This window comes from Streptomyces sp. NPDC001507 (assembly GCF_042894765.1).
Lineage (GTDB): Bacteria > Actinomycetota > Actinomycetes > Streptomycetales > Streptomycetaceae > Streptomyces.
In genome coordinates this window covers 428,523-450,583 of sequence record NZ_JBIAVV010000009.1, presented here as the reverse complement: position 1 = coordinate 450,583, position 22,061 = coordinate 428,523, and the positions used below count along the sequence as shown (strand labels likewise).

Sequence of the window (22,061 nt, the reverse complement as noted above, 5' to 3'; positions counted from 1 at the left end):
TTGAGGAGCCCCCCGATGCCCGCCCTGCTGAACCCCGTCCTCGACCTGCTGACCCTGCGCGGCACCGTCACCGAGGCCGAACAGCTCACCGCCCGGATGCGCCGGCTGCGCGTCGACGGCGACCGGCTCGCCGGCCTCGACGTCCGGCCCGGCCAGCAGGTCCGGGTCCTGGTCGCCGGCCTGACCCTGCGGACGTACTCGGTCTGGCACTACGACCCGTCCGGCGTCGTCGAGCTGTGCGTCCTCGACCACCCCGAGGGCGGGCCGGGCGCCCGGTGGGGCCGGACCGCCCAGAAGGGCGATCAGGTGCGGCTGCGCGGGCCCGAGGGCACCTTCACGCTGCGCCCCGACGCCGCCCACCACGTGTTCGTCGGCGACGAGACGGCCGCGGTCGCCTTCGGGGGGATGCTCGCGGCGCTGCCCGAGGAGACCCGGATCTCCGGCTGCGTCGAGACCGAGACGGCCGCCGACCGGCTGCCCCTCACCCACGCGGAGCGCCTCGACTGGGTGCTCAGGAGCGAGACCTCGCTGCCGGAGGCGGTACGGCGGCTCGCTCCCGAACCCGGCGGGGTGGCGTACGTCGCCGGGGAGGCCCGGACCGTGCAGGCGGTGCGGAAGGTGCTGGTCCAGGAGGCGGGGTGGGATCGGCGCGCGGTCCTCACCAAGCCGTTCTGGACACCGGGGAAGCGCGGGATGGAGTAACCGCTCACCGAACGCGGACGGGCCCCGCTCCGGAGGAATCCGGGGCGGGGCCCGCCGGGGCGCGGGAGGCTCAGATGAGGCCGAGGGCGCGGACCGCCTCGCGCTCCTCCGCCAGCTCCTGGACCGAGGCGTCGATGCGGGCCCGGGAGAAGTCGCTGATCTCCAGGCCCTGGACGATCTCGTACCTGCCGTCCTTGGTGGTGACCGGGAAGGAGGAGATCAGGCCCTCCGGGACGCCGTAGGAGCCGTCCGACGGGATGCCCATGGAGGTCCAGTCGCCGTCGGCGGTGCCGTTGACCCAGGTGTGGACGTGGTCGATCGCGGCGTTGGCCGCGGAGGCCGCGGAGGAGGCGCCGCGGGCCTCGATGATCGCCGCACCGCGCTTGGCGACGGTCGGGATGAACTCCTCGGCCAGCCACTTCTCGTCGTTCACGACCTCGGCGGCGTTCTTGCCGGCCACCGTGGCGTGGAAGATGTCGGGGTACTGGGTGGCGGAGTGGTTGCCCCAGATGGTCAGGCGCTTGATGTCGGCGACCGTCGAGCCCGTCTTCTTCGCGAGCTGGGTCAGCGCGCGGTTGTGGTCCAGGCGGGTCATCGCGGTGAAGCGCTCGGCCGGTACGTCCGGGGCGGCGGCCTGGGCGATCAGCGCGTTGGTGTTGGCCGGGTTGCCGACGACCAGGACCTTGATGTCGTCCGCGGCGTGGTCGTTGATGGCCTTGCCCTGCGGCTTGAAGATGCCGCCGTTGGCCTCCAGGAGGTCACCGCGCTCCATGCCCTTGGTGCGGGGGCGGGCGCCGACCAGGAGGGCGACGTTGGCGCCGTCGAAGGCGACGTTCGGGTCGTCGGAGATGTCGATGCCCTGGAGCAGCGGGAAGGCGCAGTCGTCGAGCTCCATGGCGGTGCCCTCGGCGGCCTTGAGCGCGGGGGTGATCTCCAGGAGGCGGAGCCGGACCGGCACGTCCGCGCCGAGCAGCTGGCCGGAGGCGATGCGGAAGAGCAGGGCGTAACCGATCTGGCCGGCCGCGCCGGTGACGGTGACGTTCACGGGAGTGCGGGTCATGGCGTTCTCCGTATGACAGCTGGCGGTGGGCGTCCTTGCCCTGGGTGCCCTGGGGTGCGGACGTACAAATGATCGATCTCTTGGTATCAAGAGATCCACCGGTCAGGCTATCGCGCATCAAGGATGCCGGAGGGCGAGGGGTCCGTGTGGCTCACCCCACAAAAGAGGCGGCCGCCTGTCCGGGAGAGGTGAGACAGCGCGGCCGCCACTCGGGGGTACCGGATTCCGGACTCCCGTGGGGGATACCTGTCGCGTGCCCAGGACGGAAGCCGGCATTCCTGTGTGCCGCCGATTTCTTCGTGGGCGAGCGCAGCCGCGAGGCCCGGGGGCCGCCGCCCCCGGGATCCCGCTTGTCGGCCTCCGGCCTCCTCCTCGAACGCCGGACGGGCTGTTGCGGTCACGTGCACCCCGTCCGCCCCGACGCCAGCGTCGCGCACGCCTTCGCCGCCGCCGCGTCCCGCACCGCCACCATCGGCGTGTACGCGATCGTGTCGCCGGTGGCCGTGATGTCGCCGCGTTCCGTGGTGGTGCCGGCCGTGACCCGGACCGAGTCGCCCTGGGCGGCCCCCGTGATGCGGCCCCAGGCGGCGCCGCAGGTCCGGCTGTAGCGGACCTCCAGCGTGGTCGCGCCGACGGTGACGGTCTTCGCGGTGGTCACGAGGTCGCCGCTGCACCCCATGGCCTCCGCGTCCTTGCCGGTGCAGCCGGTGCCCGCGCACTTCACCCCGGCCGGGAGGCCGCTGCTGGTGACGGTGGAGGGGGTGGCCGGGGCGCCGTTGCCCTGGTTCTTCCGCCCGCCGCCGTCGCCCCCGGTGAGGAAGAGGACCGCGGCGACGACAACGGCCACGCCGACGACCCCGGCGAGGAACATCGTCAGCCGCCGCCTGCCGCCGCCGGGCGGGGCCGCGGGCGTCGCCGGACCGAAGGAACCCCCCGCGCCCTCCCGGCGGTTCGCGTCGGGCGCCGTCGGCTGGGGCGGGATGGTGGGCGAGACGCCCGCCGGTCCGGCGATCCCCGGCATCGCCACCGCGCTGACCGCTCGGCGCGGCGCCGTGCCGCCTCCGGCATCGGAGGCGGAGGTGGCGGGCGGCGCCCCGAACTCCCCCAGCGCGGCCCGCGCCTGGGAGATCCGGATCGCCTCCATGGTCATGTCGTGGCGCATCTCCGAACGGCTCCAGGCCCGTTCGGCCAGCTCCCACATGGTCGTGAGATGGACGGGATCGGTCCCGGTGACCTCGGCGAGCGCGACGACCGCGCCCTTCGGTGCCAGCAGACGGCCGCCGAGATAGCGCTCCCAGGACGTCCTGGCGTAGCCGGTGCGGTCGGACAGCGCCGCGACGCTCAGGCCGCTGCGGTCCACGAGCCGCCGCAGCTGGGTCGCGAACTCCTTGACCTGCGGATCGAGTTCGTCCGGCAGGGCTTTCCAACGAGGCATTGCTTCCCCCCTCTTTCCCCGGTCCTCTTCCCCCCGGTTCGGTGCCGTGTCTTCCCCCGCGCTTCCCCTCGCGCGGTGCCCCCGCGCCGGTCCCCGTCTGGCCTACCCAGCGGGAGGCGGCGGCCCCGGAGAACAGTCCCCGGACAGGGGGCGCACAGGAGCACCGACCCGTCCGGCACGCACCGTCGCGCGCCTGCCGCCCTACGGCCCGACGGGCCCCCGGCTCGTCCCGATTGGACACGTTAGCCCGGTTGTGGGTCGGCTCCGTAACGTATCCGCGAACTTGTCAACACATCGACACACCGGTCATCCGGCTGTGACCTCGCAGGTCACAGGGGGCACACCTCACCCGAGAGCCACGGCGCCGACGACCGCCACGAGGAGCAGGACGAGCAGCAGCAGGACCGCGTACAGCAGCAGGCGGCCGTGCGGGCGGGGCGCCGGCTCCGGTTCCGGTTCCGGCCGGTCCCACCACGGGAGGGTCGGATCGTCCTCGTACCCCTCCGTCTCCGCGTCGCCCGGCGGACGGTCCGGGTCCGGTGCGGCCGCCGGGCGCGGCCAGGCCTCGACGGCGAGTTCCCACCGCACGGCGTGCCGTTCGGCGTCCGAGTCGGCGAGGCCCGCGACCCGGCACAGCGCGACGACGGCCTGCCGGGGCGGCGGCTGCACGGCGTTGAGATAGCGCTGCCAGGACGACTTGCTGTACGCGGTACGGGCACCCAGCGCGACCAGGCTGAGGCCGGTGTCGTCCTTGAGGAGCCGCAGCTGCTCCACGAAGTGCCGTACCTCCGGCGGGAGCCCCTCCGGCAGCGGCTGCCAGCCGCCCATCACGCACCTCCACGGCCTGCCTCGTCGCCGGTTGGTTGCCAGTTCAGAGCGGGTGACGACGGCGGACGGCCCGCCGGTTCCCGCGGGCAGTGGCAGTACGGGCGCCCCGTAGCGGAACTGTCACCTCTCTGCCACAGCCGGTGGACAGCCGTTGAACAGCCGCCGCGCGCTGGGAAGGCTGATTCCCGACGGCGGCCCGCCCTGCTCGGGGGAGAGGACGGGCCGCCTTGCGAGCGCCGGTTGGGGAAGCGCCCCAGAGGGGCGCTGGGGGTGCCCCCGGCCGAAGGCTGGGGGAGGAACTGCGCGACCAGCCCCCACGCACCCGCACCCGCACCCGCACCCGCACCCGACAAGAGTGCCTAGTTCTTCATCGTGAAGTGCAGCGTGTCCTTCAGATACGGGATCACCAGCCACGGCTTCGGCTGCGCCATCAACGCCAGCAGCACGATCGCCAGCCCCAGCACCCCGTACGTGGCGATGTCCGTGAACCGCGACCGGACCGCCAGCATCCCCACGCTCGGCAGTATCCACCGCATCACCGCCCCGCCCAGCAGCGCCGCCCCGATCAGCAGGGCGCCGACCCGGAACTGGTCGAGCGAGGTCAGCAGCAGCCCCAGCGCGACGGTCGCCAGCACCACCAGCATCGGCCACTGCCGGGCCGGCGCCGGCAGATCCCCCGACGCGGCCCTGCCGCCCCCCTCGGGGCGGGCGGTGTCCCGCGTGAACAGCGGGAAGCGGCGCGTGGCCCGCCGGGGCCGCCCCTGCGCGTCCGGAGCGCTGATCGCGTCGCGGACGGTCGGCTCGTCGTCGTGTGCCTGCTCAGCCGGCACTGCGTTCCGCCGCCTCGACCACGTTGACGAGCAGCTGCGCCCTGGTCATCGGCCCGACCCCGCCGGGGTTCGGCGAGAGCCACCCGGCGACCTCGGCGACCCCGGGGTGCACGTCCCCGACGATCTTGCCGTCGGCGTTGCGGGAGACACCGACGTCGAGGACGGCGGCGCCCGGCTTGACGTCCTCGGGGCGGATCAGGTGCGGGGAACCGGCGGCGGCGATGATGATGTCGGCGCGCTTCAGGTGCGACGCGAGGTCCCGGGTGCCGGTGTGGCACTGGGTCACCGTGGCGTTCTCGCTGCGCCGGGTGAGCAGCAGCGGCATCGGGCGGCCGATGGTCACACCGCGGCCGACGACCACGACCTCGGCGCCCTTGATCTCGACGCCGTACCGGCGCAGCAGCGTGAGCACGCCGTTGGGGGTGCAGGGCAGCGGCGCGGGCTCGCCGAGCACCAGCCGGCCGAGGTTCATGGGGTGCAGGCCGTCCGCGTCCTTGTGCGGGTCCATCAGCTCCAGGATGCGGTTCTCGTCGATGCCCTTGGGCAGCGGCAGCTGGACGATGTAGCCGGTGCAGGCGGGGTCGTCGTTGAGCTCGCGGACGACCGCCTCGATCTCCTCCTGGGTCGCGGTGGCCGGGAGTTCGCGCTGGATGGAGGCGATGCCGACCTGGGCGCAGTCGCGGTGCTTGCCGGCGACGTACTTCTGGCTGCCGGGGTCGTCCCCGACGAGGATCGTGCCGAGGCCGGGCGTGACGCCCTTCTCCTTCAGCGCCGCCACGCGGGCGGTCAGATCGGACTTGATCGCTGCTGCGGTGGCCTTGCCATCGAGAATCTGGGCGGTCATGGCTCCATCCTCGCGGATGCCGGTCTCCCGGTTCCAGTCGGGTGTGCGGTCATGATCAATGATGTTGCACTTGCACAACACATCGCTAATCGGACTGGACAACAACTCGCCCGTACTCAACGATGAGCGGCGCAGTATCGCGGTCCGGTGGGGGGCAAAACCGCTCAGTTCATGACGTACCTCCGTCCTTGTCCGCGTCGTCCCCGCAGGTCAAACGGAGGAACCCCGTCATGAGTTTCGGCGCGCCCAACAACCCCTACGGCCAGCCGCAGGACCCGCAGCAGGGCCAGCCCGGCTACGGCTACCCGCAGCAGCCCGGCTACCAGCAGGCCCCGCAGGGCGTCCCGCCGCAGCAGGGCTACGGCTACCCGCAGCAGCCGGGCTACCCCCAGCAGGGCGGTTACGGCTACCCGCAGCAGGGTTACGGCGCAACGCCGCCGTACGCGAACTGGGGCCAGCGCTTCGGCGGCACGATCGTCGACGGCCTGGTCTTCCTGGTGCCGTACATCCTGGTGCTCTTCAGCAGCAAGGCCGCGGTGCTGGGCATCATCGGCGCCCTGGCGATCATCGGCATCGCGATCTGGCAGCTGATCATGGAGGGCCGCACCGGCCAGACGATCGGCAAGAAGGCGCTGGGCATCCGCCTGGTCAAGGAGGCCACCGGCCAGCCGATCGGCGTCGGCATGGCGTTCGTGCGCCGTATCGCGCACTTCCTGGACAGCCTCGCCTGCTACCTGGGCTGGCTGTGGCCGGCGTGGGACGCCAAGCGCCAGACGTTCGCCGACAAGGTCTGCGGCACGATCGTGATCCGCAGCAACTGAGCGTTCACCGGCACCCCCAGGGCCGTGTCCCCCGCTGTGGGGGACACGGCCCTGGTGTTTACGCCCTGCACGCCGTGGCGGCTCAGTGGAAGAAGTGCCGCGTCCCGGTGAAGTACATCGTCACGCCCGCCTTCTTCGCGGCCTCCACGACGAGTTCGTCGCGGACCGAACCGCCCGGCTGCGCCACGGCCCTGACGCCGGCCGCGGTGAGGATCTCCAGGCCGTCCGGGAACGGGAAGAACGCGTCCGAGGCGGCGTAGGAGCCGCGCGCCCGCTCCTCGCCCGCCCGCTCGACGGCGAGCTTCGCGGAGTCGACGCGGTTGACCTGCCCCATGCCGACGCCGACCGAGGCGCCGTCCTTGGCGAGCAGGATGGCGTTGGACTTCACGGCCCGGCAGGCCTTCCAGGCGAAGGCGAGTTCCCGCAGCTCCTCGGGGCTCAGCGCCTCGCCGGTGGCCAGGGTCCAGTTGGCCGGGTCGTCGCCGTCGGCCTGCAGGCGGTCGGTGACCTGGAGCAGCACACCGCCGTCGATGGCCTTGACCTCGACGGGGTTGGCGGGGGCACCCGGCGCCTTCAGCACCCGGATGTTCTTCTTCTTCGCGAGGGCTTCGAGGGCCCCCTCCTCGTAGTCGGGCGCGACGATGACCTCGGTGAAGATCTCGGCGACCTGCTCGGCCATCTCCCGGCTCACCGGCCGGTTGACGGCGATGACCCCGCCGAACGCGGACAGCGGGTCACAGGCGTGCGCCTTGCGGTGCGCCTCGGCGACGTCCGAACCGACGGCGATGCCGCAGGGGTTGGCGTGCTTGATGATCGCGACGCACGGCTCGTCGTGGTCGTACGCGGCACGGCGCGCGGCGTCCGTGTCCGTGTAGTTGTTGTACGACATCTCCTTGCCGTGCAGCTGCTCGGCCTCGGCGAGACCGCCACCGGCGGCGTCGACGTAGAGGGCGGCGGGCTGGTGCGGGTTCTCGCCGTAGCGCAGGGTGTTCTCGCGCTCCCAGGTGGCGCCGAGGAAGTCGGGGAACTGCGAGTCGTCGACCGGCGCGTACTCCGAGGCGAACCAGGAGGCCACCGCCACGTCGTACGCGGCCGTGTGCTGGAAGGCCTCGGCGGCGAGCCGCTTGCGGGTGGCGAGGTCGAAGCCGCCCTCGGCGACGGCTTTGAGGACGTCGGCGTAGCGGGCGGGGCTGGTGACGATCGCGACCGAGGGGTGGTTCTTGGCGGCCGCGCGGACCATCGAAGGACCGCCGATGTCGATCTGCTCGACGCACTCGTCGGGGGTGGCGCCGGAGGCGACGGTCTCGCGGAACGGATAGAGGTTGCTGACCACGAGGTCGAACGGCTCGATGCCGAGCTCCTCGAGCTGGCGCCGGTGGTCCTCGAGGCGCAGGTCGGCGAGGATGCCGGCGTGCACCCTGGGGTGCAGGGTCTTGACCCGGCCGTCCAGGCACTCCGGGAAGCCGGTGAGCTCCTCGACCTTGGTGACGGGCACGCCGGCGGCGGCGATACGGGCGGCGGTCGAGCCGGTGGAGACGAGTGCGACACCGGCCTCGTGCAGCCCGCGGGCGAGCTCTTCGAGCCCGGTCTTGTCGTAGACGCTGACGAGCGCGCGACGGATGGCCCGCTTGCCGCTCTCGGCCGTGACAGTGCTCTCGGCGGTCACTGGATAACTACCTTTCGTCCCTCAATGCGATAGCCGTTGCGGGCGATCCGCCCCACGACCTCGACGAGCAGCCTTCGCTCGACGTCCTTGATGCGCTCGTGCAGCGCGCTCTCGTCGTCCTCGTCCCGGACCTCCACCACGCCCTGAGCGATGATCGGCCCGGTGTCGACGCCGTCGTCGACGAAGTGGACGGTGCAGCCGGTGACCCTGGCGCCGTACGCGAGCGCGTCCCGTACGCCGTGGGCCCCGGGGAAACTGGGCAGCAGGGCGGGGTGCGTGTTGACGGTCCGCCCCCCGAACCGCGCCAGGAACTCCTTCCCGACGATCTTCATGAAGCCGGCGGAGACCACCAGGTCGGGTTCGTGGGCGGCCACGGCCGCGGTCAGCGCCCGGTCCCACTCCTCCCGGGTCGCGAAGTCCTTCACCCTGGTCACGAACGTCGGGATCCCGGCCCGCTCGGCACGCGCGAGCCCCTCGACGCCGGCACGGTCGGCACCGACGGCGACGACCTCGGCACCGTAGGCCTCGGCGCCGTGCTCGGCGATCGCGTCGAGGAGCGCCTGGAGGTTGGTGCCGGATCCGGAGACCAGCACGACGAGGCGCTTGGCCACGGGCTTGGCGGCCACGGTGGGGCCCTTTCTCGGGGGAGCGTCGGTACGGCGGCCGGCCCCGCACCCGCTTTGTACATTCGTACGAGTGCTTCGCGCCCCGGGATACGGGGAAGTCTACGAAGCGGCCGACCGTCAGCAACGATACCGGCACACCGGGCGGCCCCCACGGGACGGGGGCGTGGCCGGAAGGTAGCGTCTGGGAGGTGGCGAGGCGGGAACGCGTCCGGGATACGACGCGTTCACGGGGTAGGCGGTCGTTCCGGCCGCCGTGCCGATCGCCCGCAGCCAGCCGCCGTATCCAGCCGTATCCGTATCCAGCCCATCCATCAGCTCTGTTCTGTTCATCTTGATCTAGGGGAAGACGCTCACTTGATGCCGGACCGCAGCCTGGGACTTCGCATGCTCCCCCCGCAGTCGGTACAGGGAGGGACAGGTTCCGTCGTGCTGCTGCGGGAGCGGCCGGCCTCGCCGCCGGACGCGTCCTCGGACCGGCCGAAGGGCGACCGGAAGGACGGCTCGACGGACGTCCCGAAGGACGACCGGAAGGACGGCCAGAAGGACGACAACCCCTTCGCCCCGCCGCCGGAGGGCACGCCGGACAGCCCGTGGCGGCCGCGCCGCCCGGCCGGTGACGACGACCGGGAAGCGCCGTGGGGCAGTCAGTGGAGCGACCGCCAGCCCGGCCGGCAGTCCGGCGGCTTCGGCCAGCGTCCCGACGGCGGCCCAGGCGGCGGCGGCCAGAACGGCCCCGGCGGTCCCGGCGGCCCCGGCATGCGCTGGGACCCGACCGACCCGGCCCAGCGGCGGGCGCGGTACGCCCTGCTGTGCGGCATGTGGGCCTTCCTCTTCGCGCTCTTCAGCTGGCCGTACGTGGCGCTGCTGCTCGGCGCCCTGGCCGTCTACTGGGGCATCAGCGCGCTCCGCGCCAAGCCCCGCGACCCGGACGAGGCGGCCACCGGCCGCCCCCAGACGACGGCCGCGATCAGCGGCCTGGTCACGGCGTCCCTGGCGCTGGCCCTGGTGGCGGCCAACTTCACGGCCCAGGTGGTCTACCGCGACTACTACACCTGTGTCTCGGACGCCCTCACCAACGAGGCCAAGCAGTCCTGCGACCACCTGCTGCCGCAGGAGCTGCGCGGGGTCCTGGGGAGCGGGAACAGCTGACGGTGCGGGGGTGACGGTACCGGGAGGGTCAGGGGCCGTCCGGGTCCTCGTCCACGTCCACGTCCACGTCCTCGTCCTCGTCCTCGTCCGTCGGCTCGGACAGCTTCCGCAGCGCCGTCCAGCGGGCCTTGCGCGCCGCCTCGTCCTCCCAGGGGCCGGGCGGCGGGTCGACGGGGAGCGGATCGCCGGGCAGGGCGTCGACGGGAAGCGGATCGTGCGGCTCGGCCGGCAGCGCCTCGTACCGCTCGGAGGCGTCGCCGTCCCCGTCGGCCTGGTCGGGCAGCAGTCCGGCCACGAAGACCGGGGCCGGGGTCGCGGCCGGTGCCGAGGCCGGGGTGGGGGCCGGGGTCCGGGCCGGGGCGGACGGCGTCCGACTCCCCTGTGTCCGCTCCTGCTCCGCGCCCTGCCCGTCGTCCCGCGGCTTCCGCCCCGCGAAACCCAGCCACGCGGCGAGTGAGCCGGCCCCCTCCCTCCGCCAGGCCCGCAGCGTCAGGGCGGTCGGCAGGCCCACCGCGAGGAGCCAGCCGCCGGTCGCCGCGCCCGTCTGCCACCAGACCGGGCCGAAGGAGGCGAGCGCGGCGACGCCCAGCGGGCCCCCCGCCAGCTCGGCCAGTACCGCGAGCAGCAGCGCGCCCAGCAGCGCCGCCAGTGCCGCCACCCCGGCCGTGCGCTCGGCCGACCAGCGCCGCTCGGTGGCCCGCGCCGCCACGAACCACGCCACCGTCACGCCGGCCACCACCGGCACCGCCCCGGCCACCCAGTGCGCCCAGGTCCCAGGACCGTGCTGCGGCACCGCCGCCAGCAGCGGGAAAGGCGGGAGCAACGATGCCGGATCCGAGGCCAGCGGGTTCACGTGATGCCCGGCACCGAGTGCGAAGCCGGGGCCCACGGCGTACGACGCGGACCACACCGCCGCGTTCGGGATCAGCGAGAGGCAGAGGAACAGCACCGCGCACCGGCCCGTCCAGCCCTCCGTCAGCTGCAGGAACGACGCCCGCGCGGTGTCCCCGTGCCCCACCAGCGACACCGCGAGCAGCAGCGTGCCGCCGCCGAGGAACACGGCCGTCGCGGCCAGGGACGCGCGCAGGGCCGTACCCCACCGCACCCGCGTGTCGCGCCCGAGCAGCCGCCGCCGTACCGCACCCGGCAGGAGTGGCACCAGGCGCAGCAGCGGTTCACGCGGCCGGCCGTACGCCGTCCACACCCCGGCGCCCGCCGCGCACGCCGCGAGCAGGGGCGGAGAGACCGCCACCCACGCCCACTGCGGCCGCAGCGCGCCGCCGGACGCGTACAGGGCGGCGCAGCCGCCGACGCCGAGGTAGCCGGCGACGACCCCGGCCCAGGCCGTACGGGCGCGGACCGGCGGCGGGGCGTCGGGGTCGTCGCCGTCCGGCGCGTCCACCGCGTACCGGGCCGCCCGCTGCAGGAGCAGCGCCGGCACCAGGAGCAGCAGCAACGGTGTCACCCCGACCGGCGCCGGCACTCCGGACAGCGTGTCGGTACGGACCAGTTCGACACCGTGGGCGAGCAGCCACAACGCGGCCGCGACGTGCAGCGCGCCGCCCGGTCCGCTGTCGGGGTAGGGCGAGCTGACCCACAGCGCGATCGCCAGCACGGCGAAGGACCCGAGTCCGAGTCCGGCCGCGAGCGCACCGGCCGCCAGGCTCGCGCCCAGTCCCGGGGAACGGTCCCGCACCCGGCTGAGCAGCGGCGGCGACGAGTGCCGGCGGGAGGGCAACGACGGTCGGCGGGCGGTCATCCGAATCACGACCGCCATGCTCCCAACGACACGCGCTTTCCCGTCGTAACCGGTGAACGGCCGAAGTGTCGCTCAATATATGTTTATGTGCTTTTTCGAAGGGAGGTGCGCCCGATGACGCAGAGCCCTGGCCATGCCCACGAGGCCGGACCGTCACCCGCTCTGACGCCCGCTCAGGCCTTCGACGCGCTCTACGCGTTCTGCGCCCCGGCCCTGGTACGGCAGGCCTACCTGCTCACCGGCCGTCGGGAGCTGGCGCAGGAGGCCGTCGAGCGGGCCTTCCAACTGGCCTGGCAGAACTGGCCCCAGGTGGCCCGCGACCGGGATCCGGCCGGCTGGGTGCGGGCGGTGGCGCACGAGTGTGCGCTCTCCCCCTGGCACCGGTTCCGGCTGCGCTACCGCCGCCCCGAGCCGCCGCCGGCCGACGCGGCCGACCGCGCGCTCCTGGAGGCGCTGCTGAAGCTGCCGCCGACGTACCGGCGCACGCTGCTGCTGTACGACGGCATCGGCCTCGACCTGCCGGAGACCGCGGCGGAGACGGAGGCGAGTACGCCGGCGGCGGCCGGCCGGCTGACCCGGGCGCGGCGGCTGGTCGCCGGCCAGGTGCCGGAACTCGCCGACCCCGCCGCACTGCACCGACGGCTGGCCGAACTGGCCTCGACGGAGCGGCTGCGGGCGGCCCAGCCGCCCGCCGTGCGGACGTACGCCGAACAGCGGACCCGTTTCTGGACCCGGTCCGCGCTCGCCTTCACGGCGACGATCATCGCGGCGACGACCCTCACGCTGCGGACGGCACCGACGCACTACGAGGCGCCGATCGGCCCGGCGCAGGCGATCAGCGGGGTGCCGCCGGAGGTGGGGATGGGGCCGTTGTCCGCCGGGGAGCGGGCGTTGCAGGCGAAGCTGCGGAAGTCTGCCGACAGCGGACCGGAGAGGGTGGTACCGCTGGCGAGGTGAGTGCGTCGGCGGCGGGCCGGAGAGGGGTGGTACCGCTGGCGAGGTGAGTGCGTCGGCGGCGGGCCGGTGGGGGTTGCTCGCGCAGTTCCTCCCCCAGCCTTCGGCCGGGGGTACCCCCAGCGCCCCTTACGGGGCTCACGCAGCGGCACCCCGCAGGCGCGGGCGAGCGAAAACGCCGGCAGGCCCGCCCCCATCCCGGGGAACGGGCCTACCGGCGTACGGTCACGCAGCTGTTCAGCCGGCGAGGATCTCGCGCGCCAGCTTCGCCGTCTCGGTCGGGGTCTTGCCGACCTTGACGCCCGCGGCCTCCAGGGCCTCCTTCTTCGCCTGGGCGGTGCCCGACGAACCGGAGACGATGGCGCCGGCGTGACCCATGGTCTTGCCCTCCGGCGCGGTGAAGCCCGCGACGTAGCCGACGACCGGCTTGGTCACGTTCTTCGCGATGAAGTCCGCGGCCCGCTCCTCGGCGTCGCCGCCGATCTCGCCGATCATCACGATCAGGTCGGTGTCGGGGTCGGCCTCGAACGCGGCGAGCGCGTCGATGTGCGTGGTGCCGATGATCGGGTCGCCACCGATGCCGACGGCGGTCGAGAAGCCGATGTCACGGAGCTCGTACATCATCTGGTACGTCAGCGTGCCGGACTTCGAGACCAGGCCGATACGGCCCGGCTTGGTGATGTCGCCCGGGATGATGCCGACGTTGGACTGGCCGACGGTGATGATGCCGGGGCAGTTCGGGCCGATGATCCGGGTCTTGTTGCCCTTCTTGCCGGCGTACGCCCAGAACGACGCCGAGTCGTGCACGGCGATGCCCTCGGTGATCACGACGGCCAGCGGGATCTCGGCGTCGATGGCCTCGACGACCGCGTCCTTGGTGAACTTCTCCGGCACGAAGATGACGGAGACGTTGGCGCCGGTCTTCTCGATGGCCTCGGCGACGGTCCCGAACACGGGTACCTCGGTGCCGTCGAAGTCCACGGTCTGCCCCGCCTTGCGCGGGTTCACGCCGCCCACGACGTTGGTGCCGTCGCCGAGCATGAGCTTGGTGTGCTTCATGCCGGTGGCGCCCGTCATGCCCTGGACGATGACCTTGCTGTCCTTGTTGAGCCAGATAGCCATGGTGTGTTGTGTCCTCGTCCTGAGTGCTTACTTGGCGGCGTGGGCCAGCTCGGCGGCCTTGTCGGCCGCGCCGTCCATGGTGTCGACGCGCTGCACCAACGGGTGGTTGGCGTCGGTGAGGATCTTGCGGCCCAGCTCGGCGTTGTTGCCGTCGAGGCGGACGACGAGCGGCTTGGAGACGTCCTCGCCGCGGTCCTCCAGGAGCTTCAGGGCCTGCACGATGCCGTTGGCGACCTCGTCGCAGGCGGTGATGCCGCCGAAGACGTTGACGAAGACCGACTTGACGTCGGGGTCGCCCAGGATGATCTCCAGGCCGTTCGCCATGACCTGGGCGGACGCGCCACCGCCGATGTCCAGGAAGTTGGCGGGCTTGACGCCACCGTGGTTCTCACCGGCGTACGCGACGACGTCCAGGGTGCTCATGACGAGACCCGCGCCGTTGCCGATGATGCCGACCTCGCCGTCGAGCTTGACGTAGTTGAGGTTCTTCTCCTTGGCGGCGGCCTCCAGCGGGTTGGCCGCGGCCTTGTCGTGGAGCTCCGCCCAGTCCGCGTGGCGGAACTCGGCGTTGTCGTCCAGCGACACCTTGCCGTCGAGGGCGATGACGTCACCGGAGGCGACCTTCGCGAGCGGGTTGACCTCGACGAGGAGGGCGTCCTCCTTGATGAAGGTGTCCCACAGCCGGACCAGGACGTCGGCCACCTTGTCGGCGACCTCGGCCGGGAACTTCGCCGCGGCGACGATCTCCTTGGCCTTGGCGAGGTCCACACCGTCGATCGCGTCGATCGGCGTCTTGGCGACGGCCTCGGGGCGGGTGGCCGCCACCTCCTCGATCTCCATGCCGCCCTCGACGGAGGCGATGGAGAGGAAGGTGCGGTTGGCACGGTCGAGGAGGAAGGAGACGTAGTACTCCTCGAGGATCTCCGGGGCCGTCTCGGCGATCATCACCTTGTGGACCGTGTGGCCCTTGATGTCCATGCCGAGGATGTCCGTCGCCCGGGCGACGGCCTCGTCCGCGGAGGCGGCCAGCTTGACGCCACCGGCCTTGCCGCGGCCACCGACCTTCACCTGCGCCTTGACGACGGACTTGCCGCCCAGCCGCTCGGTGATCGCGCGCGCCGCCTCAGGCGTGTCGATGACTTCACCGGCCAGCACCGGTACATCGTGCTTGGCGAAGAGGTCCCTCGCCTGGTACTCGAACAGGTCCACGCGCTTCCGTCCCTATCAGTGATCTCGCGGTTCGTTGGATGCGTGGGCGTGCCGCGAAGGGCAACGTGACGTCCGCATGGGTCACAAGGGGTGCGCACACGGTGTCCGAGCGCGCGGCATGTCCGTCTCGCAGATTATCGCCGCTCGCTGGGGGTCTCTAAATCGGGAGTCACACCTGAGCGGTGATACCTGTCACATGATGCCGGGTATCCGGGGTTCTGGTGGCACGGCGTGCCGTCCTGCGTGCGAAGGGCGAGGCCTCACCGGGCTGGGGTTGGCCCGGTGAGGCCTCAGGCCCCGAGGATTTCCGGTCCTCGGGCCGGGCGGCCGCACCCCGCCCCAGGGGGGAGGGCCGCCCCGAACCGTGGGATTCCGGCCGGACGGACCGACGGCGTTCGGCCGTCCGCACCGAGCCGCCCACGGAGTCGCGGGAAGCCGGTCGCGCAGGCCTACGCCCGGCGGCCGGCCTCCGGGGACATGAAGCTGCCCGCCGAGAGGTACTGGCCGGCGGCGGTGTCCGCGAGCATGGTCGCGGCGCGGTGCTGGAGGGCCTGGGCGTGAGCCCGGGCGGTGGCCTGCGCCCTGGCCGTGGCCGTCGCGGCGCGGGCCGCACGGGCGCCCTGGATGGCCTCGGCGCCACGGATCCGGGCCGCCCGGACCGGCACGGCGGACGGCTCCTCGGCGCCGGCCGCCGCGGGCCGGCCGAACGCCCCCGTCCAGCTTCCGCCGGCGGCTATGACCATGGAACGGCCGATGTACTCGTTCATGCGTGCGTCAGTCCTTCGGGGCTCCGGCGCGTCTTCCACGCGCGTACGGAGCCGGGAGAGCTTCCGGTGGGGCCGGAAGTGCGGCTGGGGACATCGCCGCCCGGAGCGCCGGCAGGGGGCCGAGGCGTGCTCACGGAGTCCGGAAAGGGGATCTCCGCGGGGGTCCGGGCGGGCGGGCAGACCTGTTCCGCCCCCGCGCGGCAGGTCTGTGGCGGGGAGGGTGGTCGCCGGTCCTAGCCGGGGAAGAGGGGGATGTCCCGGTGCCTGTCCCGGGTCCCGGCCGCGTCGGTACGCGCGGCGGCACCTGGCGCGAGCCCGAGCGGTGTCCGGTCGGCGAAGGTCACGGCCTGTGCGTCACCGTGCCGGGAGGGGGCGGCGTCCACCGCGGCCTTGCCCAGCACGCCGTCCGGGTCTCCGGCGGGCGCGGGGTGGGCGGGAGCGCCGGCGGCGCGGTCGGTGGCGCGGTCGGTGGCGCGGTCGGCGCGGCGCCCGTCGGTGTGCGGCGCCCTGCCGGACGTGAAGGTCTCGGCGGCCGTGTTCCGCGGGCCGTAGGACGCGGCAGTGGCCGGCGCCGCCGTCGCGGCTGCCGTACGGGGCTTCTCGTGTCCGGCGACGTGCGGGACCGGTGTCCGCGGCTGCGCCTGCGCGGGGCCGGGCGCCGGGGTCTCCGGTGCCGGGTCCGCCCCGGCCGGCGGGTCGGAGACGACGGGCAGCTCCGGCACCTGCACCACCGGCACGACCGGCAGCTCCGTCACCTGCCGCACCGTTTCGGTGAGCGTCTCGGTGAGCGTGTCGGTCAGGGCCGAGGCGACGGGAGAGGACACGGTCCTGGTCACGGTGTCGCTCACGGTGTCGGACACCGTGCCGGTCACGGACCGCACGGCTTCGCCGACGCCGTCCACCACCGGCACGGCCTTGACGACGGGCTTCCGCACCGCCGCCGGCTCCCGATGCGGCGTCACCGCGTCCTGCACCACGAGCTTCTGCGGCACCGCCGACGTCACGACCGACGTCAGCGCCGACTTCAACGGCAGTGCCGACCTCAACGGCGGTGCCGACCTCAACGGCGGTGCCGACGTCAGCGACGGTGACGACGACGGTGTCGGCGGCACCCCCTCGGCCGCCTGTGCCCGCTGCCCGCAGAGGAGACCGAGCGCGAGCAGTCCGCCGACCAGCAGCGCCAGTTGCAGCGCACGCCGCCCCGGCGCCGTACGCAACACGCGCACGGCGGCACCGGGCAGAACTGCTGGCGAGGTCAAGACGGGGAGGACCTCCCGTGCGGCGGAACGGAGCAGAAGGGGCCCAACGGCGTGAAGGCCGGTGAAAGACCAGTGGAGACTTCGATCCTCGCACGGGACTCCCGAGGTCGCGCAAGCCCCCCGTTACCGATGGGTAGTCATGTCCGTTTTGACGCCCGGTGCCGGACATCGCCGAGTCGACAAGTCACCCTTCGGGCCCGGCGTCACACGGTGTCCGGTACCGGGATCGGCCGCTTCTCGATCGCCGCCGCCATCACCTCGGGGAAGAGGTCGGGCGTGCACGCGAACGCCGGAGCCCCCAGCGCCGCGAGCGCCGCCGCGTGCTCCCGGTCGTACGCCGGCGCGCCCTCGTCCGACAGCGCGAGCAGCGCCACGAACTGCACCCCCGACGCCTTCATCGCCGCGACCCGCTTCAGCATCTCGTTCCGTATCCCGCCCTCGTAGAGATCGCTGATGAGGACGACGACGGTCTCCGCCGGCCGGGTGATCTGCGACTGGCAGTACGCCAGCGCCCGGTTGATGTCCGTCCCGCCGCCGAGCTGGGTGCCGAACAGGACGTCCACCGGATCGTCCAGCTGGTCCGTCAGGTCGACCACCGCGGTGTCGAAGACGACCAGCCGGGTGTCGATCGACCGCATGGACGCGAGGACCGCCCCGAACACCGAGGCGTACACCACCGAGGCCGCCATCGACCCGGACTGGTCGATGCAGAGCACCACCTCCTTCTTCACCGACTGCGACGCCCGCCCGTACCCGACCAGCCGCTCCGGTACCACCGTCCGGTACTCGGGCAGGTAGTTCTTGAGATTGGCCGCGATGGTGCGGTTCCAGTCGATGTCGTGGTGGCGCGGGCGGCTGACGCGGGCGCTGCGGTCGAGGGCGCCGGTGAGGGTGGCCCGGGTACGGGTGGCCAGCCGCTTCTCCAGGTCCTCGACGACTTTGCGCACGACCGCCCGCGCCGTCTCCTTGGTCGTTTCCGGCATCGCCTTGTTGAGCGAGAGCAGCGTGCCGACCAGGTGCACGTCCGCCTCCACCGCCTCCAGCATCTCCGGTTCGAGCAGCAGCGCGGCCAGCCCGAGCCGGTCGATGGCGTCACGCTGCATGACCTGCACGACGGACGACGGGAAGTAGGTCCTGATGTCCCCGAGCCAGCGCGCCACCGACGGCGCCGACGCCCCCAGCCCCGCCGAACGCTCGCGCCCCGACCGCGGTCTGTCCCCCTTCCCGTACAGCGCGGCCAGCGTCCCGTCCATCGCCGCGTCCCGCCCCGACAGCGCGCACCCGGTCCCGTCGGCGGCCTCGCCCCCGAGCACCAGCCGCCACCGCCGCAGCCGCTCCCGCGCGGGATCAGCGGTGCCGGTGCCGGGCCCGGTCCCGATGCCGGTGTTGGTCCCGGTCCCGGCCCCGGTGCCCGCGTCTGCCGCCGCCGTCGCGTCCGTGGTCATCTCCCCGCCCCCACAAGGTCGTTGTCCGAATCCTCCGCCTCTTCCCCCTCGCCGAGGCCGAGCAGCAGGCGCAGCACCGGCAGTACGGCGTCGGCGCGCCCGGTGTCCGGCTCGGTGCCGAACCCCGGTGTCCCGCCGGCCTGCTCCGTTCCGCCCCGGAGCCGCTCCCCCGGGCCACGGCGCACCAGTTCGCCGATCGTCCGGCGCACCCCCGGCTCGTACACCGAGAACGTCCGGCGCAGCAGCGGCAGCACGTCCGTGAACGCCTCCGCCGGCACCCCGGTCAGCCAGGCGTCCACCAGGCCGAGCAGCCGCTCGTCGTGCACCAGCAGCATCCCGCCCCCGCCGCTCCCGCCGACGAACCCCTCGATCCAGGCGGCCGCGTCCGCCGGCCGGGTTCCCGGCGAGAGCACCAGACCCATCAGGCGCGCCGCCTCCTGCGGCTCCAGCTCCCCCTCGTCGAGCAGGATCCGCACGGCCCGTCCGCGCAGCACCCCGGGCACGGTGTCCCGCCCGGAGAGCGTGCGCAGCACGGCCCGCCAGCGCAGGCGGAGGTCCGAGTGGCCGGGACCGGCCTGCCCCGCCGTCTCCCCGAGCAGGCCCACCGCCGTGTGCACCGCGTCCACATGTCCGCGCATCTCGTCGGCCGCGTCCCTGTCGAGGGCGGCGCAGGCCGGCGGGAGCCCGACGAAGACCCGCTCGGCGAGACCCGCGGCGACCTCGGCGAGCGCCCGGGTGTCGGTGCCCCGGACGTCGCCGTAGCGCAGGGAGCGGACCAGGGCGGGCAGGGCCTGGGCGAGCCGGCCCACGTCGGTGTCCAGCGCGGCCCGGTCGGCGAGCGCCCGCATCACCACCGGCAGCGCGTCCGGCAGCCCGGCGAGCAGGCAGTGCTCGGCGAGCCCGGTGACGTCGGCGAGGTCGCTCGCCCGCACCGCGTCGGCCTCGGCCCTGCCCGTCGCCGCGCCCTCGACGGTCGTCCCCCACACGCCCGCCTCGGCCACCCGCACCGACAGCTCCGGCTCCCAGCGCAGCCGCCAGGTCTCCCGGAACGTCCCGGTGCTCCCCCGGGACTGCGCGGGCTCCCCCCACCCGACGCCGAGCAGCCGCAGCCGGTGCAGCAGCCGGCTGCGCCCGGCGTCGGTCTCCTTGCGCAGGTCGAGCTCCAGCTCCCGCTCCAGCGCCTCCGGCTTCAGCCTGAGCCGGCGCTGCTCCCGCGCCAGGTCCCGCTGCAACGGCACCGCGGGCGCCGCCTCCGGCACCTCCCCCAGCACGTCCCCGACCACCAGCCGGTCGTGCACCAGCGCCAGCGGGACGTCCGAGCCCTCGCAGAGCACCGCCCGGACCGCGTCGGTCGTCTCGCCGAGGCCGGGCAGCGGGCGGCCGCGCATCACCGCGAGCGTCTCGGCCAGCCGTACCGCCTCGATGACGTGGGCCGAGGAGACGATCCGGTCCTCCTCGCGGAGCAGTCCCGCCACCCTGGTGAGCCATCGCTCCACCGGCCGGTCCGGGGCGCGGAACAGATGCCCGTACCAGCCCGGCGAGTCGATGCCCGCGCCGTAGCCGCTCGCCCGGGCCAGCCGGCGGTTCGTCCACGGCACCCAGGTCAGGTCCGCCTTGACCTTGGGCAGCCCCTTCAGCAGTTCCCTGTCGGCGGCGACGGTGCTCTTCGCGTGCAGCGCCGGCACGTGCCACGCCCCGCACACCACCGCGACCTGCTCCCCGAACTCGCGCTGTGCGGCGCGCAGCCGGAGCCGCATGTGGGCCTCCCGCACGGGATCCCGGTCGCGGCCGCCGGCCCCGTACGTCTCCCGCAGCGCCCCCATCGCCTCCGCCACCGCGGCGAACGGCGCGAACACGTCCCGCTCCCCGGCCCCGCCCCGGTGCTCGACGACGTCCTCCCACCAGCGCTCGGGGTCGTCGTAACCGGCGGCCTCGGCGAGCGCGGCGAGGGGGTCGACCCGGATCTGCTGCTGCCCGCCGCCGGATCCGCCGTCCGGTTCGCACGGGTCCTCCTGCCGCTCCCACGCCAGCGTGTGCGTGGCCGGCAGGTCGATGAAGCGGGCCGGGACCTCGTGCTCCAGGGCCCAGCGGAGCGCCACCCACTCGGGGCTGAAGTCGGCCAGCGGCCAGAACGCCGAGCGGCCGGGCTCGTCCACGGCGTGCGCGAGGAGCGCGACCGGTGGCCGCATCTCCGGGTCCGCGGCCAGCGGGATCAGCGCGTCGGCCTCGGGCGGCCCCTCGATCAGCACCACCCGCGGCCGGGCGGCGTCCAGCGCGGCCCGCACCGCCCGCGCGGAGCCGGGCCCGTGGTGCCGTACCCCCAGCAGCAGCGGCCCGGGGCCGGGCGAGCGCCGCCACGCCGTGTCGTCGCTCACGCGCTCACCTCGCGGCAGGCGCGGTAGAAGTCCTTCCAGCCGTCCCGCTCGCGGACGACCGTCTCCAGGTACTCCTGCCAGACGACCCGGTCGGCGGCCGGATCGCGGACCACGGCTCCGAGAATCCCCGCGGCGACGTCACCGGCCCGCAGCACGCCGTCCCCGAAGTGCGCCGCCAGGGCGAGGCCGCCGGTGACGACGGAGATCGCCTCGGCCGTGGAGAGCGTGCCGCTCGGCGACTTGATCCTGGTGCGGCCGTCGGCGGTCACGCCGTCGCGCAGCTCGCGGAAGACGGTGACGACGCGGCGGATCTCCTCGATGCCGTCGGGCACGGCCGGCAGGTCGAGGGAGCGGCCGAGCTGGTCGACGCGGCGCGCGACGATGTCGACCTCGGCGTCCGGGCTGTCCGGCAGGGGCAGCACCACGGTGTTGAAACGGCGGCGCAGGGCGCTGGAGAGCTCGTTGACCCCCCGGTCGCGGTCGTTGGCGGTGGCGATCAGGTTGAAGCCGCGGACCGCCTGCACCTCCTGGCCCAGCTCGGGGATGGGCAGGGTCTTCTCGGACAGGATCGTGATCAGCGTGTCCTGCACGTCGGCGGGGATCCGGGTGAGCTCCTCGACCCTCGCCGTCATGCCCTCCGCCATGGCCCGCATGACGGGGCTGGGCACGAGGGCGTCCCGGCTGGGGCCGTGGGCGAGCAGCTGCGCGTAGTTCCAGCCGTAGCGGATCGCCTCCTCCGGGGTGCCGGCCGTGCCCTGCACGAGGAGGGTCGAGTCGCCGCTGACGGCGGCGGCCAGGTGCTCGGAGACCCAGGTCTTGGCGGTGCCGGGCACGCCGAGCAGGAGCAGGGCGCGCTCGGTGGCGAGGGTGGTGACGGCGACCTCGACGATGCGGCGCGGGCCGACGTACTTCGGTGTGATCACCGTGCCGTCCGGCAGTGTGCCGCCGAGCAGGTAGGTGGCCACCGCCCACGGGGAGAGCTTCCAGCGGGCCGGGCGCGGACGGTCGTCCTGTGCGGCCAGTGCCGCGAGTTCGGCGGCGAAAGCGTGCTCGGCATGCGGTCGCAGCGCGCTCTCGACGGTCGTCGGGTCGGTCGGTTCCACGGACACAGTCATGGCTGAGGCCCCCTCCAGCTCGGCCGGTTCGGATCTGGTGTCCACCGTGCACCACGCCACTGACAATCGCTCTGACCTGCACAGACGTGCTCGTC

19 protein-coding genes are annotated in these 22,061 nt (G+C 73.5%); 4 read left to right on the top strand and 15 right to left on the bottom strand.

From position 1 onward, the window contains the following. Positions 1-15: 15 nt before the first annotated feature. Entirely contained in the window at positions 16-702 is a 687-nt protein-coding gene (locus ACFY0K_RS29515; RefSeq protein ID WP_390642355.1) for a siderophore-interacting protein, read from the top strand. 70 nt (positions 703-772) lie between these two features. On the opposite strand, the gene ACFY0K_RS29510 is transcribed toward ACFY0K_RS29515, so the two are convergent. The 5 genes from ACFY0K_RS29510 to ACFY0K_RS29490 form a co-directional block, all read right to left on the bottom strand. Continuing rightward, positions 773-1,762, bottom strand: a complete 990-nt coding sequence (locus ACFY0K_RS29510) for a malate dehydrogenase (protein ID WP_352361793.1) — start codon at positions 1,760-1,762, stop codon at positions 773-775. A gap of 397 nt (positions 1,763-2,159) precedes the next feature. Further along, the gene (locus ACFY0K_RS29505; protein ID WP_390642354.1) at positions 2,160-3,197 is read right to left on the bottom strand and encodes a DUF2690 domain-containing protein; all 1,038 of its coding nucleotides are present in this window, start codon (positions 3,195-3,197) and stop codon (positions 2,160-2,162) included. 345 nt (positions 3,198-3,542) lie between these two features. Further along, a complete protein-coding gene (locus tag ACFY0K_RS29500) occupies positions 3,543-4,025 on the bottom strand; it encodes a helix-turn-helix domain-containing protein (protein WP_390642353.1) in 483 nt (160 codons plus the stop codon). Between the two features lie 359 nt (positions 4,026-4,384). Next, positions 4,385-4,855, bottom strand: coding sequence for a DUF3017 domain-containing protein (locus tag ACFY0K_RS29495; protein ID WP_351957688.1), 471 nt, complete (start codon positions 4,853-4,855; stop codon positions 4,385-4,387). Continuing rightward, on the bottom strand, positions 4,845-5,699 hold the full coding sequence (locus ACFY0K_RS29490; RefSeq protein WP_390642352.1) for a bifunctional methylenetetrahydrofolate dehydrogenase/methenyltetrahydrofolate cyclohydrolase: 855 nt from the start codon (positions 5,697-5,699) through the stop codon (positions 4,845-4,847). Before ACFY0K_RS29490 ends, ACFY0K_RS29495 begins: the two co-directional genes overlap by 11 nt. Positions 5,700-5,929: 230 nt before the next feature. On the opposite strand from ACFY0K_RS29490, the gene ACFY0K_RS29485 reads away from it, so the two are divergent. Beyond that, complete coding sequence (locus ACFY0K_RS29485) at positions 5,930-6,520, top strand: RDD family protein (protein WP_382718933.1); 591 nt, start codon at positions 5,930-5,932, stop codon at positions 6,518-6,520. 82 nt (positions 6,521-6,602) lie between these two features. Here ACFY0K_RS29485 and purH read toward each other — a convergent pair whose 3' ends face one another. Together purH and purN are read right to left on the bottom strand one after the other, a co-directional pair. After that, complete coding sequence (gene purH / locus ACFY0K_RS29480; protein WP_351957685.1) at positions 6,603-8,186, bottom strand: bifunctional phosphoribosylaminoimidazolecarboxamide formyltransferase/IMP cyclohydrolase; 1,584 nt, start codon at positions 8,184-8,186, stop codon at positions 6,603-6,605. Continuing rightward, complete coding sequence (gene purN / locus ACFY0K_RS29475) at positions 8,183-8,812, bottom strand: phosphoribosylglycinamide formyltransferase (RefSeq protein ID WP_390642351.1); 630 nt, start codon at positions 8,810-8,812, stop codon at positions 8,183-8,185. The genes purH and purN overlap by 4 nt, the downstream gene beginning before the upstream one ends. Before the next feature lie 357 nt (positions 8,813-9,169). Between purN and ACFY0K_RS29470 the strand changes: the two genes are divergently transcribed. Continuing rightward, positions 9,170-9,961 (top strand): hypothetical protein, encoded by a 792-nt coding sequence (locus ACFY0K_RS29470; RefSeq protein WP_390642350.1) that lies wholly within the window; start codon positions 9,170-9,172, stop codon positions 9,959-9,961. 28 nt (positions 9,962-9,989) lie between these two features. Here ACFY0K_RS29470 and ACFY0K_RS29465 read toward each other — a convergent pair whose 3' ends face one another. Then, positions 9,990-11,738, bottom strand: coding sequence for a DUF6350 family protein (locus tag ACFY0K_RS29465; RefSeq protein ID WP_390642349.1), 1,749 nt, complete (start codon positions 11,736-11,738; stop codon positions 9,990-9,992). Positions 11,739-11,834: 96 nt separating this feature from the next. Here ACFY0K_RS29465 and ACFY0K_RS29460 point away from each other — a divergent pair, with 96 nt between their 5' ends. Next, positions 11,835-12,677, top strand: coding sequence for an RNA polymerase sigma factor (locus ACFY0K_RS29460; protein WP_390642348.1), 843 nt, complete (start codon positions 11,835-11,837; stop codon positions 12,675-12,677). A gap of 234 nt (positions 12,678-12,911) precedes the next feature. Here the strand turns inward: ACFY0K_RS29460 and sucD are convergent, their stop codons facing one another. From sucD to ACFY0K_RS29425, 7 genes are all read right to left on the bottom strand, one after another. After that, positions 12,912-13,796 carry a succinate--CoA ligase subunit alpha gene (sucD, locus tag ACFY0K_RS29455; RefSeq protein WP_093499555.1) on the bottom strand — a complete coding sequence of 295 codons (885 nt, stop codon included), beginning with the start codon at positions 13,794-13,796 and terminating at the stop codon, positions 12,912-12,914. A 27-nt stretch (positions 13,797-13,823) separates the two neighbouring features. After that, positions 13,824-15,005: an ADP-forming succinate--CoA ligase subunit beta gene (gene sucC, locus ACFY0K_RS29450; RefSeq protein ID WP_093499556.1), complete on the bottom strand. Its 1,182-nt coding sequence runs from the start codon at positions 15,003-15,005 to the stop codon at positions 13,824-13,826. A gap of 449 nt (positions 15,006-15,454) precedes the next feature. Beyond that, a complete protein-coding gene (locus ACFY0K_RS29445) occupies positions 15,455-15,772 on the bottom strand; it encodes a hypothetical protein (protein WP_390642347.1) in 318 nt (105 codons plus the stop codon). Between the two features lie 233 nt (positions 15,773-16,005). Next, positions 16,006-17,031 (bottom strand): hypothetical protein, encoded by a 1,026-nt coding sequence (locus tag ACFY0K_RS29440; protein ID WP_390642346.1) that lies wholly within the window; start codon positions 17,029-17,031, stop codon positions 16,006-16,008. Positions 17,032-17,234: 203 nt separating this feature from the next. Then, positions 17,235-18,476 (bottom strand): VWA domain-containing protein, encoded by a 1,242-nt coding sequence (locus ACFY0K_RS29435; RefSeq protein WP_390642345.1) that lies wholly within the window; start codon positions 18,474-18,476, stop codon positions 17,235-17,237. Continuing rightward, on the bottom strand, positions 18,473-20,851 hold the full coding sequence (locus ACFY0K_RS29430; protein ID WP_390642344.1) for a DUF5682 family protein: 2,379 nt from the start codon (positions 20,849-20,851) through the stop codon (positions 18,473-18,475). Before ACFY0K_RS29430 ends, ACFY0K_RS29435 begins: the two co-directional genes overlap by 4 nt. Continuing rightward, a complete protein-coding gene (locus tag ACFY0K_RS29425) occupies positions 20,848-21,966 on the bottom strand; it encodes an AAA family ATPase (RefSeq protein WP_390642343.1) in 1,119 nt (372 codons plus the stop codon). The genes ACFY0K_RS29430 and ACFY0K_RS29425 overlap by 4 nt, the downstream gene beginning before the upstream one ends. Positions 21,967-22,061: the final 95 nt, after the last annotated feature.